A 15,537-nucleotide genomic window follows, 5' to 3' on the forward strand; every position below is an offset into this window, starting at 1 on the left:
CCAGTAGCGATGGACGAAGGTTTACGCTTCGCAATCCGTGAAGGTGGTCGTACTGTTGGTGCTGGTGTTGTATCTGCAATCATCGAGTAATTAACACTTTATTGTAGTTAGCCTATTGGTTAGCGAACACAAAAGGTTAATGAATAAAAAAGGTCGCTTCTGCGGCCTTTTTTATTTAAAAAAAAAAATATAAAAGCTAATAAAGGATCATCATGTCTTGGCAGTCAACTCTCTCTTGGGAGAATGCACAAAAACGTGCAAAGATATTACAGCAAATCAGGAATTTTTTTGCAGAACGTAATGTTCTTGAAGTGGAAACACCTTCTTTATCTCAAGCAACGGTTACTGATGTACATTTAGAGGGATTAAGTTGCCGTTACAACTTCCTTGCTGACAGTCCTATAAATCAAGCAATTCCTTTGTATTTGCAAACGTCTCCAGAGTTTCACATGAAGCGTTTATTAGCTTCTGGTTATGGTTGTATTTTTCAAATAGCTAAAGCATTTCGTCATGAAGCATTTGGTAAATATCATAATCCAGAATTTACTTTACTGGAATGGTATCGAATTAATTTTGATCACTTTGACCTAATGGCTGAAGTAGGAGAGTTGTTAAAAACGACTTTGCACTGTGCTGAGCCTATCAAGAAAACGTATCAAGAGTTATTCATTGAATATACCGCTCTTGACCCATTAACTGCTTCTCGTGATGATTTACTTACGGTCATTAGTCGTAATAATAAATTAAGCGATTGGTTAGTAAATGAAGATGACAATGATATTTTACTACAGTTTATTTTTTGTGAAATAATTGAGCCAGTAATAGGACAAAATGAGCCGTGTTTTGTTTATAATTTTCCAAGCTCACAAGCATCTTTAGCTAAATTATGTCCTGATGATAATAGGGTGGCACAACGTTTTGAATGTTATTATCAAGGGATAGAATTAGTGAACGGTTTTAATGAGTTAACCAGTCATGAAACTCAAGTCCAACGTTTTCAAGAAGATAATAAAAAAAGAGCAGTGTTAAGCTTGCCAGAGAAAGTTATTGATGAAAATTTTATTTCTGCATTATCACATGGTTTACCTCAATGTGCAGGTGTCGCATTAGGTGTTGATCGCTTAATTATGTTGGCTTTGAAGATAGAGCATATTGAACAAGTGATAACTTTTCCCATAGGGAGTGCTTAGTAATTTATCATCAGAGTAATTTTATTAATGTTATAACATATCAATCGTGGTATTATAGTAAAGTGAGTTACCGTATTGTTCATCAGTGTAATATTTGTGGGAAATAGTTTTCTATACCATAGTGTCGTCTGACTCTTATAGACAGCAATGTATGAACGTTAGTATTGTTTATGTTTTATTTGAAAAGTGAAAAACCATGTTAGATCGAATAGGTATTACAGCAACTTCATTATGTGCATTACATTGCATACTTTTGCCTATTTTACTGCCCATTTTACCATTATTAGGTTTGAGCTTTTTAGCTGATCATACTTGGGAGCATGTCTTTTTACTAATGACTGCTGCTTTAGGAACAATAGCCTTGTTTTCGGGGTTTAAACGTTATCATAGACGATTATACCCCTTTTACTTGCTCTATTTAGGTATTGCTCTTTATTGGATAAAACATGATTTTTCGGAAGCATTAGAAATCTATTTTATTACGGGTGGCGCAAGCCTAATCATCGCCGCACATTTTATTAACCTTAAGTTATGTAATAATTGTAAGCAATGTGACGATGAGACATGTAGCCCTCCTTAATTACTTATAAATCTAATTCTTTTAGTTTTCTGGTTAATGTATTTCTTCCCCAACCTAATTTCTTGGCTGCATCTTGTTTGTGGCCTTGAGTAAATATCAACGCACGCTCTAACATTATTTTTTCAAATTCAGGCATAGCTACTTCTAATATTGCATTACTTCCTTGTGCTAATTCTTGATCCATCCAATCGCTAAGTGCTGATTGCCATGATGTGTTATTGCTGTTTGTTGGTACTGTTTTTTCAGTAAGCTCGCTTGGCAAATCTTCTAATAGTATTTCCTGACCACTGGCCATTACCGTAAGAAATCGACAAATATTTTCGAGTTGTCTTACATTGCCAGGCCATTGAAATTGCTCTAAGAATGCTGCTGCTTTCTTGCTGATGGTTTTAGGTTCAACGCTCAGTTCGTTGGCAGCTTGTTTGAGAAAGTGTTGACTTAGTTGGACTATATCTTCCTTTCTTTCTCGTAAGCTAGGAAGCTGAATACGAATTACATTAAGGCGATGAAATAAATCTTCTCTAAATTCATTGCTATTAACACGATCCTCTAAGTTTTGATGAGTTGCGGCGATAATACGTACATCAACCTGGACTGGTGAATGCCCACCAACGCGGTAGAATTGACCATCTGATAGTACGCGTAACAAACGGGTTTGAATTTCCAGTGGCATATCACCAATTTCATCAAGAAATAAAGTCCCACCATGTGCTTGCTCAAACCTTCCTTGACGCACAGAATTGGCTCCGGTGAATGCGCCTTTTTCATGACCAAATAGCTCAGACTCAATAAGATCTTTAGGTATAGCAGCCATATTTAAAGGAATAAAGGGAGCTTGAGAACGAGGGCTATGAGAATGCAAAGCGTGAGCAACTAATTCTTTACCTGTGCCTGACTCACCATTAATTAGCACACTGATACTTGAGCGTGATAAGCGACCAATAGCTCGGAATACTTCCTGCATTGCTGGTGCTTCACCAATTAACCCTGCCGTAAGCGGGGTCACATCATTTTGTTGATTTTTTGCATTTTGCTCTTGTGCATGGGTTAGTGCCCGTTTTGCTAGAGTAACGGCTTCATCCATATCAAAAGGTTTAGGTAAATATTCGAAAGCCCCACCTTGATAGGCATTAACTGCACTATCTAGATCAGAGTGAGCCGTCATGATGATAACCGGGATATGTGGGTGATCCTTACTAATAGTATTAAGTAGGGTCATACCGTCGATATCAGGCATCCTTATATCAGATATAATAACCTCAGGTTGATCATGATCGAGCGCTATTAATAAATTACTAGCGCTTTCAAATGAAGCCGTACTAATATTAGCTTTAGTAAAGGCTTTTTCTAAAACCCAGCGAATTGAGCTGTCGTCATCAACTATCCATACTTGTTCAGTGATCATTGTGTATTCTCTTGCGTTAATTTTTAAAGTTGTGTTAGTAGCGTCCTAATAAAAACTTAGTCTCAGCTTAAGGGGAGAAGAATTATAAACTCTGTATGCCCAGGACGACTTCGGCAAGAGAGCTTGCCTTGGTGTTGATTTATTAAAGTTTGTGAAATAGATAAACCTAAACCGGTTCCATTTGAGCGACCGGATACCATAGGGTAAAATAAAGTGTCTTGTATTTTTTCAGGAATACCTGGCCCATCATCAATAATGCTAATTTTTACCGCTAATTTTATTTGTTTACCATTAATAGTTGCATTACTGGCTATTCGTGTTTTTAGGGTAATTTTATTTTCGGGGCTTATTGCTTGAATAGCATTATTAACAATGTTTAATACTGCTTGCTGTATTTTTTCTTGATCACATTCTATGTTAGGAATTGAGGGATCATAATCACGTTTTAATTCTATTTCTTGCTCACTTGAAAAATTAACCACTTGGCATACTTTCTCTAGCACAGAATGAATATTATAGCTTTTAACTTGTGGTAATTGATTTGGACCTAATAGCCGATCAACTAAGTTAGTTAACCTGTCAGCTTGCTCTATGATCATGGCAGTGTATTCTTGTTGCTCTTCATCAAGCTCTTTATTTAACAGTTGAGCAGCACCACGAAGACCGCCAAGTGGGTTTTTAATTTCATGTGCTAACCCCTTAATTAAGTCACGAGCAGCAATCCATTGCTGCTGTTGAAATATTTCAAGGCTGATTTGTTTTTGTTGGTCAATTTGTTTGAACTCAATCAGAATGTGAGGAATGCGATAAAACTCTACTGACGACGCGGTTACTTCTGCGGTGAAGCGGTGAGTTTTATTAAACTCTATCACTATTTCGCTATCAGTAAATTCTTGCCCTGTCGTGAGCAGCTGTTCTAAACGTGATTTAGTTATTGACGTATTTTCGAAAATTAAATCAAAAGGGCTGCCATATAGTTTATACAAACTTTTTATTAACAAGGCTTCAGCCGCAGGATTTAAGTAACAAATATTTAATTTTTGGTCGAGTATTAGTACCGCAGTCACTAACTGATTCGCGAGTGTTTGTTGGTAACTTAATTTAAGTCGTTGGATATCTTGTCTTGTGTGCAACATAAAGTCTCATACTTATACTGGGGTGCACTGATTTGGTGCTTTAAATTTAGTATATTCTAGAAAGGTTTTATTTGCAGGGCTAAATACGGCTATTTAGTGCTAATTTTCACTAATTAATAGATGCTCGATGCATATAAAACGTTATAGGGTCAGATAATGCAATTACCTTGCCTTCTTCGTTAAATACTTGCATTTTTATTTGGTGTTCACCGCGATCAATATTTCTAAGAGAGAATTGAGTGTGATTTTGGGGAGTTTGATAAGCTTCACCGTCTAAAATTAGTTGTACTTTTAAACCACGTTTAAATCTTGGTTGTATCATAGCGCTAATAAGGATAGAGCCGGTATTATCACGAATTGTGTCATGATTTTTAGGGTGATTAATAATGATTTGATAATCTTCAGGTACTATCTCTTTTTGAATATCAAGTAGTTGTATATCTATCGAACTAGATGATTCAATAACATGGCCTGGATTAGTTTTTACTTCTTCTGCGCCAGGTGAAGGGGTGTCTGAGTAGACTAGTTGGCCAGCTTCATTACGCCAAAGATATATTTTAGTGGTACTCGCGTTTACCGGCGCAATTATGGATATAAGTAATATTAGTAATAAAAATTTAATCATAATTTATCAAGTATATCTTGTTCCTTTAGATATATCCAAACACACGATAATGTGAGGCATCAGTAGTTATAATTTATACAAAAACTTGTAACTTTACTACTATAAATATTTTGAGCACAAAAAAGCTCACCGAAGTGAGCTTTTTGATTTAAAGCCAAGGCTCTAAAAGTATAACTACTAGGGCTTAAACGCTGTAGTACATACCAAATTCTACTGGGTGAGTTGAAGTATTTAATAACTCACAATCAGCACGTTTAAGGTCAATGTAAGCATTGATCATATCGATATCCATAACGCCACCAGCAGTTAAGAATTCGTTATCTTCAGCTAAAGCATCTAATGCTTCAGTTAATGATGTTGCAACTTGTGGTATTGCTGCTGCTTCTTCAGCTGGAAGGTCATACAGATCTTTATCCATAGCATCACCAGGGTGGATCTTGTTTTTGATACCGTCAAGACCAGCCATTAACATAGCAGAGAATGCTAAGTAAGGGTTAGCTGCTGGATCAGGGAAACGAACTTCGATACGTGTTGCTTTTGGTGTTGGAACTACTGGGATACGAATTGAAGCTGAACGGTTAGCCGCTGAGTACGCTAGCATAATAGGTGCTTCAAAATGTGGAACTAAACGTTTGTATGAGTTAGTTGCAGGGTTAGTAAATGCATTAAGTGCTTTAGCATGCTTGATGATACCACCAATGTAGTAAAGAGCCATTTCAGACAATCCACCGTATTTATCACCAGAGAATAAGTTAACACCATCTTTAGCAAGAGATTGATGAACGTGCATACCAGAGCCGTTATCACCAACTAATGGCTTCGGCATAAATGTTGCTGTTTTACCGTAAGCATGAGCAACGTTATGAACAACATACTTATATACTTGTACTTCATCAGCCTTTAATACCATAGTATTAAAACGACAAGCGATTTCGTTTTGACCAGCAGTTGCTACTTCATGGTGATGCGCTTCAACAACTAAGCCCATATCTTCCATTACTAAACACATAGCAGAACGAATATCTTGTGAAGAATCTACTGGAGAAACTGGGAAGTAACCGCCTTTAAGGCCAGGACGATGTCCCATGTTACCTTCTTCATATTCAGTACCTGAATTCCAACATGCTTCTTTATCGTCAACTTTAAAGAAAGAACCACTGATATCAGTGTGGAAACGTACGTCATCAAATAAGAAGAATTCTGGCTCAGGACCAATTAATACAGTATCAGCGATACCGGTAGAACGTAAGTATTCTTCAGCACGTTTCGCTACAGAGCGAGGGTCACGGCTGTAACCTTGCATTGTATCTGGTTCTACTACATCACAACGAATGTTTAATGTAACAGCGTCCGCAAACGGGTCTAACACAGCAGAATCTGCATCAGGCATTAATACCATGTCAGATTTGTTAATTCCTTTCCAACCTTGAATTGAAGAACCATCGAACATTTTACCGTCTTCAAAAAAATCTTCGGTTACTTGATGATGAGGGATAGAAACATGTTGTTCTTTACCTTTAGTATCGGTAAAACGAAGGTCAATAAACTTGACGTCATGTTCTTTAATTAAATCGAATACTGCTTGTGACATTTTGTCTCTCCAGTGAGGGTTAGTTTTAAATTTCTTTTGATGCAAACCAAAGTTTTGACATATACAAGCTAATATTGTGCCAATAATAAATCATAATCAAAACAATGATTTAGAAAGTTTACAAAAAACGCTTTGCACGGTTGTAGTGCGTTGTGGGATCTTTGTGGTGCAAAATACTAGTTCGAAAGCCACTATATCTTATTTTGAGCAATTTTCATGTACTATTTGTACCATTTTGACACAAATCAGTCACAAAGTAGGTTTATCATAAAAAATATCTTTTAATATAAAAAAACTGTATAATACGCGCCCAATTAAAGCCTTAGTTATTTAAGCCCCGCGTATTGTTGTGGTATTAAATAATAATAAAACAGCGAGACGCCTGTGTTAGATAAATTAAGAAATGTGGCAATTATTGCTCACGTTGACCACGGAAAAACGACTTTAGTCGATAAGTTATTAGAGCAATCAGGTACATTAGATGTACGTGGTGGCCTAGAAGAACGTACAATGGATTCAAATGATATCGAAAAAGAACGTGGTATCACAATCTTAGCTAAAAACACGGCTATTAACTGGAACGGTTACCGTGTAAATATCGTTGATACTCCGGGCCATGCCGATTTTGGTGGTGAAGTTGAACGTGTAATGTCAATGGTAGATTCAGTTTTACTTATTGTTGATGCGCAAGAAGGTCCTATGCCACAAACGCGTTTCGTAACGAAAAAAGCGTTTGCTCAAGGTTTAAAACCAATTGTTGTTATCAATAAAGTTGATAAGCCTGGCTCTCGACCTGATTGGGTTATGGATCAAGTTTTTGAATTGTTTGACAACCTTGGTGCTACAGACGAACAATTAGATTTTAAAGTTGTTTATGCTTCAGCAATTAATGGTTGGGCTACACTTGAAGAAGGTGAAACTGGCACAGATATGACGCCATTGTTTGATACTATTCTTAAAGAAGTGCCTTCACCAGAAGTTGATCCTGATGGTCCATTTCAAATGCAAATTTCTCAACTTGATTACAGCTCATATTTAGGTGTAATTGGTGTTGGTCGTATTACGCGTGGTTCTGTTAAACCAAATCAACAAGTAACTATTAAATTGGCAAATGGTGGCGTACATAACGCTAAAGTTGGCAAGGTATTTGGTTACTTAGGACTTGAACGTCTTGATGTTGCAGAAGGTTTTGCAGGTGACATTATTGCGATTACAGGTTTAGGTGAATTAAAAATCTCAGATACGATTTGTTGTCCTACTTCTGTTGAAGGTTTACCAGCATTATCAGTTGATGAACCTACGATCAACATGACTTTCCAAGTTAACACTTCACCATTTTGTGGTAAAGAAGGTAAATTTGTAACGTCACGTAATATTAAAGATCGTTTAGATAAAGAATTAATTCATAACGTTGCATTACGTGTTGAGCAATTAGAAGATGCAGATAAATTTAAAGTATCAGGTCGTGGTGAGCTTCATTTAGGTATTTTAATTGAAAACATGCGCCGTGAAGGTTTTGAGCTAGCAGTGTCTCGTCCAGAAGTTATTATTCGTGAAGTAAATGGTGTATTAGAAGAACCATACGAAACAGTTACTATTGATGTTGAAGAACAGCATCAAGGTCCTATCATGGAAAGAATGGGTGTTCGTAAAGCTGAATTAACGGATATGGCACCAGATGGTACTGGTCGTATTCGTATGGATTTCATTATGCCAAGTCGTGGTTTAATTGGTTTCCAAACTGAATTCATGACATTAACATCGGGTTCAGGTTTAATTTATCATACATTCTTTGAATACGGACCTCATAAAGGTGGCGAAATTGGTCAACGTAAAAATGGTGTAATGATTGCTAATGCTACCGGTAAAGCATTAACTAACGCTATCTTTAACTTACAGTCTCGTGGTCGTATGTTAATTGGTCACGGTATTGATATTTATGAAGGTCAAGTTATTGGTATTCATAGTCGTGATAACGATTTAACTGTAAACGCCCTTAAAGGTAAGCAGTTAACTAACGTTCGTTCTTCAGGTACTGATGAAGCACAAACATTAACGCCGCCTATCATTATGTCGTTAGAGCAAGCATTAGAATTTATCGATAATGATGAATTAGTAGAAGTAACACCAGAAAGCATTCGTATACGTAAAAAGTTCTTAAAAGAGAATGATCGTAAACGTGAAGGTCGTTCAGGTAAGTAATTAATTACTTAAGTTAACCTAAAAAGGCCGATTGATGCTAAATCAATCGGCCTTTTTGTTAGAAAAATATCAATACATTATGAATGCTGATTAACCATTACTGTTAAATGTCGCAGCATCAAGAATAGAGTATAAGTGAAATATAGCGGCTATAATTGCAGGAATAATAAGCCACCACAGCGCATACCCACCAACACAAACAATAGCGAATATAATTGCCGGTAAAAGTCTTCCTTGTACTAATTGGCCTAGACCTGGAAAAAAGATATTACAAATTGCAGCAATAACATTGCCACCAGAACCTTGCTTTGACATAACACACCTTGCTAGTAAATTAGTTACTGATATCATAATATAATATTTACTATTAAAAAATCAGTAAATTAATGAAATATAGAATAACTATGATTAAATGGTTTTGTTTATTTTAAGCTTACTCATATCTACTAAAATGAGTAAAAAATTAGCCTATTGGTATATATATGAGTTCCGTATACATATTTTTTGAAAAAGTAAAACAGTCACTACCTTGGCGATATTATTTATCGTTTTTTAAGTATTTATTAAAGCGTATCAAACAAGCACAATTACCTGTGGTTGCCGGCCATCTTTCTTATGTTAGTTTGATGTCGCTGGTTCCTTTGATGGTGGTTGCCTTATCAGTGGCAACGGCATTTCCTATTTTTGCCGATATTCATAAAAGTGTTGAGCAATTAGTTTTTGACAACTTTGTACCAGCAGCTAGCGGGGTAGTGCAAGAATATTTAGCGTCATTTGTAGCTAATGCTTCTAAAATGTCAGCCGTGGCGATCTCTTTTTTATTTGTTGTTGCCTTATTACTGATTTCTTCTATTGATAAAACGTTCAATAATATTTGGCAAGTAACGCAAAAGCGCCGTGTTATCACCTCCTTTTCTATGTATTGGATGATACTGACATTAGGGCCACTTTTAGTGGGGGCTAGCATTGCTATTTCTTCTTATATTGTATCCTTAGTAGCAATAGGTGTTGAGGATGATTTTGGTATCACTGATCAGCTTTTTAGGTTATTACCTATTTTGTCTTCTATGTCAGCTTTTGTACTTTTATATATGTTAGTGCCTAATAAAGCAGTACCATTTAAATATGCTTTTTTCGGTGCTTTAGTTGCGGCTATTTTATTTGAATTTGCTAAAAAAATATTTGCAGAATATTTAGCTGCATTTCCCTCTTATCAAGCAATATATGGTGCGTTAGCTATAGTACCTATTCTGTTTTTATGGGTATATTTATCTTGGCTAATTGTACTAGGTGGCGCTGTAATTACAGTGTCGTTACAAGAATACGAACTAGAAAATGAATTGGAAAACCCACAAATATGATTGCGCTAATTCAAAGAGTAAGCTCAGCAAGTGTTACCGTTGACAATGAAGTAATAGGTGAAATAGGCCAAGGTTTACTGGTATTTTTAGCTGTTGAGCCTGAAGATTCCCAAGCAAAAGCTAAACGTCTTGCCGAGCGAGTTGCTGGTTATCGGATTTTCAATGATGAAAATGGAAAAATGAACTTGAATGTCAAACAAGCAAATGGCGAGATCTTAGTTGTCTCGCAATTTACTTTAGCGGCAGATACCAGTAGTGGTATGCGACCAAGCTTTACTTCAGCAGCTAAGCCTGACTTTAGTAAGAGCCTTTATCAATTCTTTTGTCAGCAGCTACGTGATAAAGGTTTTAGCGTACCAACAGGTGAATTTGGCGCAGATATGAAAGTGCAATTATTAAATGATGGTCCAGTAACATTTACGTTAACCATTTAATTTTTCATGGTCTTCAGTCATTAATTTTTATAAAAAATGATGAATTTTGATATTTTTTTACGATTTTTAGGAAAATTGTATTTCTCATAAAGGCCTTTTTTAGGCATAACTTTTCTCTAAATTTGATTTCACAATACTCTTGGGTTATTTTGTTCTAAAATAATTACAATAAGTAGTACAAAATGCACTTAAATGATATAGATTTGCGGCTTATTGCTATTCTTCAGCGTGATGTTAGTATTGCGATTGATGAATTAGCTAAGCGTGTTGGATTAACTAAAACTCCATGCTGGCGTCGTCTACAAAAACTAGAGAAAAGTGGAATTATTAAACGTAAAGTCGCCTTGCTTGATGCTAAGTTATTAGATCTAAGCGTGTCGGTTTTTGTGCAAGTAAAAACCAGCAAGCATGATAGCGATTGGTTGGCGCAGTTTTCTAAAACTGTATCAGCTTTTCCCGAAGTGGTTGATTTTTATCGCATGAGTGGTGAATATGATTATTTACTACGTGTCGTGGTTAAAGATATTGCTAGTTATGATGCTTTTTATCAGCGTTTTATTCGAGCGACTAGCTTGACCGATGTTACCTCTAGTTTTGCCATGGAAGAGATTAAGCGCTCTACAGAATTACCATTGGTGATATCTTAAAGATTAGTTTACCAGTCTCTTGCTTATTTATAACTGATTACACTCACTTTAGGTTAATCGAACAGGGGACAATTATGTCGTTAGAACAGCACTTTTCTAAATTTCGTCAACACATTATAGGCCAAAACCTTGAGCATGAAATTAATGGAAAACAGCAAAAAATTATTTATGCTGATTGGACTGCAAGCGGTCGTTTATATCAACCAATAGAAAATTATATTAGCCATACACTTGGGCCTTATGTTGCCAATACTCATACTGAAACTAACTTAACCGGTAGTACGATGACATTGGCGTATCATGACGCACAAAAAGTGATTAAGCGCCATGTAAATGCATGTGATAACGATATCTTAATTACCTCTGGTGCAGGAATGACTGATGTTGTGAATAAGTTTCAGCGTATTCTTGGGTTGAGAATTCCGGAGCGCATGGCTGAGCAAGTCAGTTTTAGTGAGGAAGATAAGCCAGTCGTGTTTATCACTCACATGGAACATCACTCAAATCAAACAACTTGGTATGAATGTGATGTTACGTTAGAAATTGTGGCTAGTGACGAGAATGGTTTACCTTCTTTAGATAATTTAGAAGCGTTATTAGTGCAATATAAGGATCGCAAGGTCAAAATAGGCTCTTTTACTGCTTGTTCAAATGTGACGGGTATAAAAACTCCTTATCATCAGTTAGCTGAGATTATGCATAAGCATGGCGGGCTGTGTTTTGTCGATTTTGCTTGTTCAGCGCCCTATGTAGATATAGATATGCACCCCGTTGATAAGCTACAAACGTTAGATGCAATCTTCTTTTCGCCACATAAATTTTTAGGTGGACCTGGGAGCTCTGGTGTTCTTATTTTTAATAAAAGTTTATATAAAAATAAAATTCCTGATCATCCTGGCGGCGGTACAGTAACTTGGACTAACCCATGGGGCGAGCATAGCTTTTTCAATAATATTGAAATACGTGAAGATGGTGGAACACCAGGGTTTTTACAATGTATTCGTACCGCGTTAGCTATCAAAGTAAAAGATGCGATGGGGACAGATAATATTGCTAAACGAGAGCAAGAGCTAACAGAATATGTCATGTCAGAGCTAAGCAAGAATGAACAAGTAAATATGCTTGAACCTACAATTACAGATCGTTTAGCCATAGTGTCATTTTATATTACCAATGTGCATTACAATTTAGTTGTACGTTTACTTAATGATAAATTTGGTATTCAAACTCGAGGGGGGTGCTCATGCGCAGGTACTTATGGTCATATTTTACTCAATGTTGATCAAAATACATCACAACAAATTACCCAACAAATTGACGAAGGAAACTATTGTGAGAAGCCAGGTTGGATTAGGGCTTCTTTCCACCCAACAACAAGCAATGAAGAAGCAAAGTTTGTTGTTGAGTCAATTAACAAGTTAACTGACAATATGGCTGAATGGGCGAAAGAATATCGTTTTAACCCTGCAACAGGTGATTTTGAAAAGAATATTACCTCGGAAGGTAAGTTACAAAGTTATGTTGGAATAAATGGTTTTAAACCGTTGTATTGTGGTGAAACTATTGTAGAATCGGGAGTCAATAAATCTATGCTAAAAAGATTCTTCCGATAAATGACAGAAAACACTATTATCTTAAAATTACGGCAATGGTGGAAAACTGAGTGTAAATATTGCAAAAGAGCACGTTTGCTTTTGCTGTGGTTTATCTTAATGTTGATAGTCGACTATTATTGGTTCCATTTATTATTTTAGTATTCGTTTACACGTTAATAACCCATAGGATAAAACATGAATACTTCTGCAGGACTAAAGTGGATTGACTCATTAGAAATTGCGCTTGATTTAATTGAGCTCTATCCTGATGTAGACCCACTAACATTAAATTTTACGGATCTTCGTCAATGGGTGCTTGATCTTGAGCGTTTTAATGATGATCCTGCGCACTGTGGGGAACGTGTACTTGAAGCTATTCAATTAGCTTGGATAGATGAAGCTGATTAATTAGGTAAGTCCAGTTGATTAGTTCAGCGAGCATTAAGTTATATGCTTAATCTAAAGTCATAAGTGGTAAAGGATTCTTGTTATTCCATAATTTAGCATTTTCTTCACTTATTGCTTTTTTATTATCCTTATCTGCTGATTACCTTATCGGCATATAGCGGCAACAATTTTTGAAGTGTTGGTTGTGTCATTTATAATGTTATTGATTTCCCTTTGACGGTACGCTGTCTCTTGTTGAGTATGGTAACTTTTACCCTACTCAGCAATATTTGGGTGAATCAGCAGAGCTCCAACTTAGTTTCGCCATTATACCTATCTCCTAGCTATGTGAGCATTTCTACTCATTAAAATCACCAACTACATCGTTATTTATTTAATAATTATAACAGCTAGTTATTAAATAAATGCCTTGTATTTGGCAATGTTTTCTACGTATAAAATTGTTCACTTAATTAATGAAACTGGTATTATTTATTGTCATCTATGCCGAGCTAAAAATATTCTATATGCTGCAATCAATATCATTTTAGTGTATTTTCAGTATTCATAAAAATAATGCTTTATATCTTAAGCCTTCACACGGTAAAATTTGAATTTAATAAGTATAAACATCAACATAAACCTCAACATAAGCAGTAAGTGAAATGACTCAAAGTAAGCGCTCTTTATATATCCCCTATGCAGGTCCAACATTATTAGAAACACCGCTATTAAATAAAGGCAGTGCTTTTGATCCACAAGAACGTATAAACTTTAATTTAACTGGTTTATTACCGCCGCGCTTTGAAACCATAGATGAGCAAGTTGCTAGAGCGTATCGACAGTATTGTTCTTTCCATACTAATATTAATAAACATATATACCTGCGTGCTATACATGATAATAATGAAACATTATTTTTTAAATTAGTACAAAATCATTTAGCAGAAATGATGCCTATTATATATACACCAACGGTTGGTGACGCTTGTGAACAATTTTCAGATATTTATCGGAGCTCACGTGGTTTATTTATTTCTTATGATGATAGATATCAAATTGATGATATTTTAAGAAATGCGACTAAAAACAAAGTAAAAATAATTGTGGTTACTGATGGAGAGCGAATTTTAGGCTTAGGTGATCAAGGTATTGGCGGAATGGGTATTCCAATTGGTAAACTCTCTTTATATACCGCCTGTGGAGGGATTAGTCCGGCCTACACTTTACCTGTCATGTTAGATGTTGGTACCAATAATCAAAAACTATTAGACGACCCTATGTATATGGGAGCACGTCATAAACGTATTGGTCAAACTGAGTATGATGAGTTTTTATCGTTATTTATAGATGCAGTGAAACGTCGTTGGCCTCAGGTTCTTTTGCAATTTGAAGATTTTGCACAACCGAATGCAATGCCGCTTTTAAGCCGATACCGTGATCAAATATGTTGTTTTAATGATGATATACAAGGTACAGCCTCAGTAACCGTAGGGACTTTACTCGCGGCTTGTCGAAGTAAAGGTGTTAAGTTGTCACAACTTAATGTTGCTTTTGTTGGGGCAGGATCTGCTGGATGTGGTATTGCCGAACAAATTATCAGTCAAATGATCACTGAAGGTATTTCACCATTAGAAGCAAGAAGCCAAGTATATATGGTCGATAGGTTTGGTTTGTTAACGCAAGGTATGGATAACTTACGTGATTTTCAGCAGAAATTAGTGCAGAGTAAAGTTGCTATTGAGCAATGGGATATTGAGGGTGAGTATGCCACGCTTTTAGAAGTGGTGCATGGTGCTAAACCCGATATTTTAATAGGTGTATCAGGACAGGCAGGCTTATTTAGCGAAGAAGTCATTAAAGCGATGAAACAGCACTGTAATAAACCTATTATTTTCCCGTTAAGTAACCCGTCAAGACAAGTTGAAGCAACACCAAGCCAAGTGATTAATTGGACTAATGGCGAAGTTATCATTGCAACAGGTAGTCCTTTTGATCCTGTCGAATATCAAGGCGAGATTTTTCCTGTAGCTCAATGTAACAATAGTTATATTTTTCCTGGTATCGGTTTAGGGGTTGTTTCTGCGAAAATTAGTAGAATTACGGATAAAATGTTGCAAGTAGCCAGTGAAACTTTGGCAGCTGCTTCACCGTTAGCGAACACAGGTAAAGGTGAATTATTACCACCGTTAACTCAAATAGCTCAGTTAAGTAAAGAGATTGCTTTTGCCATTGCTAAAGTTGCTTATGAGCAAGACTTAGCGCTTGAATTATCTGATGCTGATTTATTGGCAAAAATAGAGCAAAACTTTTGGAACCCTGAGTATCGTCAATATAAGCGTATTAGCTTGTAAGTGAAAAAAGTTAGACTTGGCAGCTAGTGG

The 15,537-nt window shown here is 36.2% G+C and carries 15 protein-coding genes; 10 read left to right on the forward strand and 5 right to left on the reverse strand.

Annotated elements, in window-relative coordinates:
- The 3 genes from KO509_RS05595 to KO509_RS05605 form a co-directional block, all read left to right on the forward strand.
- Positions 1-90: hypothetical protein (locus KO509_RS05595; RefSeq protein WP_215972336.1), on the forward strand; the 90-nt coding region annotated here is incomplete at its 5' end.
- Positions 91-212: 122 nt separating this feature from the next.
- Positions 213-1,190: an elongation factor P--(R)-beta-lysine ligase gene (gene epmA / locus KO509_RS05600; protein WP_215972306.1), complete on the forward strand. Its 978-nt coding sequence runs from the start codon at positions 213-215 to the stop codon at positions 1,188-1,190.
- Between the two features lie 196 nt (positions 1,191-1,386).
- Positions 1,387-1,770: a MerC domain-containing protein gene (locus KO509_RS05605; RefSeq protein WP_215972307.1), complete on the forward strand. Its 384-nt coding sequence runs from the start codon at positions 1,387-1,389 to the stop codon at positions 1,768-1,770.
- A 4-nt stretch (positions 1,771-1,774) separates the two neighbouring features.
- On the opposite strand, the gene glnG is transcribed toward KO509_RS05605, so the two are convergent.
- From glnG to glnA, 4 genes are all read right to left on the reverse strand, one after another.
- A complete protein-coding gene (glnG, locus tag KO509_RS05610) occupies positions 1,775-3,175 on the reverse strand; it encodes a nitrogen regulation protein NR(I) (RefSeq protein WP_215972308.1) in 1,401 nt (466 codons plus the stop codon).
- A gap of 62 nt (positions 3,176-3,237) precedes the next feature.
- Positions 3,238-4,311 carry a nitrogen regulation protein NR(II) gene (gene glnL, locus KO509_RS05615; RefSeq protein ID WP_215972309.1) on the reverse strand — a complete coding sequence of 358 codons (1,074 nt, stop codon included), beginning with the start codon at positions 4,309-4,311 and terminating at the stop codon, positions 3,238-3,240.
- A 109-nt stretch (positions 4,312-4,420) separates the two neighbouring features.
- On the reverse strand, positions 4,421-4,936 hold the full coding sequence (locus tag KO509_RS05620; RefSeq protein WP_215972310.1) for a DUF4124 domain-containing protein: 516 nt from the start codon (positions 4,934-4,936) through the stop codon (positions 4,421-4,423).
- Between the two features lie 184 nt (positions 4,937-5,120).
- Positions 5,121-6,527: a glutamate--ammonia ligase gene (gene glnA, locus KO509_RS05625; RefSeq protein ID WP_215972311.1), complete on the reverse strand. Its 1,407-nt coding sequence runs from the start codon at positions 6,525-6,527 to the stop codon at positions 5,121-5,123.
- A 384-nt stretch (positions 6,528-6,911) separates the two neighbouring features.
- Here glnA and typA point away from each other — a divergent pair, with 384 nt between their 5' ends.
- Complete coding sequence (typA, locus tag KO509_RS05630) at positions 6,912-8,729, forward strand: translational GTPase TypA (RefSeq protein WP_215972312.1); 1,818 nt, start codon at positions 6,912-6,914, stop codon at positions 8,727-8,729.
- Positions 8,730-8,819: 90 nt separating this feature from the next.
- Here typA and KO509_RS05635 read toward each other — a convergent pair whose 3' ends face one another.
- Positions 8,820-9,044 carry a hypothetical protein gene (locus tag KO509_RS05635; protein ID WP_215972313.1) on the reverse strand — a complete coding sequence of 75 codons (225 nt, stop codon included), beginning with the start codon at positions 9,042-9,044 and terminating at the stop codon, positions 8,820-8,822.
- A 167-nt stretch (positions 9,045-9,211) separates the two neighbouring features.
- Here KO509_RS05635 and KO509_RS05640 point away from each other — a divergent pair, with 167 nt between their 5' ends.
- From KO509_RS05640 to KO509_RS05665, 6 genes are all read left to right on the forward strand, one after another.
- The gene (locus KO509_RS05640; RefSeq protein WP_215972314.1) at positions 9,212-10,090 is read left to right on the forward strand and encodes a virulence factor BrkB family protein; all 879 of its coding nucleotides are present in this window, start codon (positions 9,212-9,214) and stop codon (positions 10,088-10,090) included.
- Positions 10,087-10,524 carry a D-aminoacyl-tRNA deacylase gene (dtd, locus tag KO509_RS05645; protein WP_215972315.1) on the forward strand — a complete coding sequence of 146 codons (438 nt, stop codon included), beginning with the start codon at positions 10,087-10,089 and terminating at the stop codon, positions 10,522-10,524. Before KO509_RS05640 ends, dtd begins: the two co-directional genes overlap by 4 nt.
- A 182-nt stretch (positions 10,525-10,706) precedes the next feature.
- On the forward strand, positions 10,707-11,171 hold the full coding sequence (locus KO509_RS05650; protein WP_215972316.1) for an Lrp/AsnC family transcriptional regulator: 465 nt from the start codon (positions 10,707-10,709) through the stop codon (positions 11,169-11,171).
- Positions 11,172-11,245: 74 nt separating this feature from the next.
- Positions 11,246-12,784 (forward strand): aminotransferase class V-fold PLP-dependent enzyme, encoded by a 1,539-nt coding sequence (locus KO509_RS05655; protein ID WP_215972317.1) that lies wholly within the window; start codon positions 11,246-11,248, stop codon positions 12,782-12,784.
- 177 nt (positions 12,785-12,961) lie between these two features.
- Entirely contained in the window at positions 12,962-13,174 is a 213-nt protein-coding gene (gene iscX / locus KO509_RS05660) for a Fe-S cluster assembly protein IscX (RefSeq protein WP_215972318.1), read from the forward strand.
- 644 nt (positions 13,175-13,818) lie between these two features.
- On the forward strand, positions 13,819-15,507 hold the full coding sequence (locus tag KO509_RS05665; RefSeq protein WP_215972319.1) for an NAD-dependent malic enzyme: 1,689 nt from the start codon (positions 13,819-13,821) through the stop codon (positions 15,505-15,507).
- Positions 15,508-15,537: the final 30 nt, after the last annotated feature.

Origin of the sequence: Colwellia sp. C2M11 (assembly GCF_018860915.1) — a bacterium.
GTDB lineage: Bacteria > Pseudomonadota > Gammaproteobacteria > Enterobacterales > Alteromonadaceae > Colwellia.

Bases quoted from the DNA above. Each gene is read 5' to 3' on its own strand.
- epmA (WP_215972306.1), top strand. From the start codon at position 213: ATGTCTTGGCAGTCAACTCTCTCTTGGGAGAATGCACAAAAACGTGCA.
- KO509_RS05605 (WP_215972307.1), top strand. From the start codon at position 1,387: ATGTTAGATCGAATAGGTATTACAGCAACTTCATTATGTGCATTACAT.
- glnG (WP_215972308.1), bottom strand. From the start codon at position 3,175: ATGATCACTGAACAAGTATGGATAGTTGATGACGACAGCTCAATTCGC.
- glnL (WP_215972309.1), bottom strand. From the start codon at position 4,311: ATGTTGCACACAAGACAAGATATCCAACGACTTAAATTAAGTTACCAA.
- KO509_RS05620 (WP_215972310.1), bottom strand. From the start codon at position 4,936: ATGATTAAATTTTTATTACTAATATTACTTATATCCATAATTGCGCCG.
- glnA (WP_215972311.1), bottom strand. From the start codon at position 6,527: ATGTCACAAGCAGTATTCGATTTAATTAAAGAACATGACGTCAAGTTT.
- KO509_RS05635 (WP_215972313.1), bottom strand. From the start codon at position 9,044: ATGTCAAAGCAAGGTTCTGGTGGCAATGTTATTGCTGCAATTTGTAAT.
- KO509_RS05640 (WP_215972314.1), top strand. From the start codon at position 9,212: ATGAGTTCCGTATACATATTTTTTGAAAAAGTAAAACAGTCACTACCT.
- dtd (WP_215972315.1), top strand. From the start codon at position 10,087: ATGATTGCGCTAATTCAAAGAGTAAGCTCAGCAAGTGTTACCGTTGAC.
- KO509_RS05650 (WP_215972316.1), top strand. From the start codon at position 10,707: ATGCACTTAAATGATATAGATTTGCGGCTTATTGCTATTCTTCAGCGT.
- KO509_RS05655 (WP_215972317.1), top strand. From the start codon at position 11,246: ATGTCGTTAGAACAGCACTTTTCTAAATTTCGTCAACACATTATAGGC.
- iscX (WP_215972318.1), top strand. From the start codon at position 12,962: ATGAATACTTCTGCAGGACTAAAGTGGATTGACTCATTAGAAATTGCG.
- KO509_RS05665 (WP_215972319.1), top strand. From the start codon at position 13,819: ATGACTCAAAGTAAGCGCTCTTTATATATCCCCTATGCAGGTCCAACA.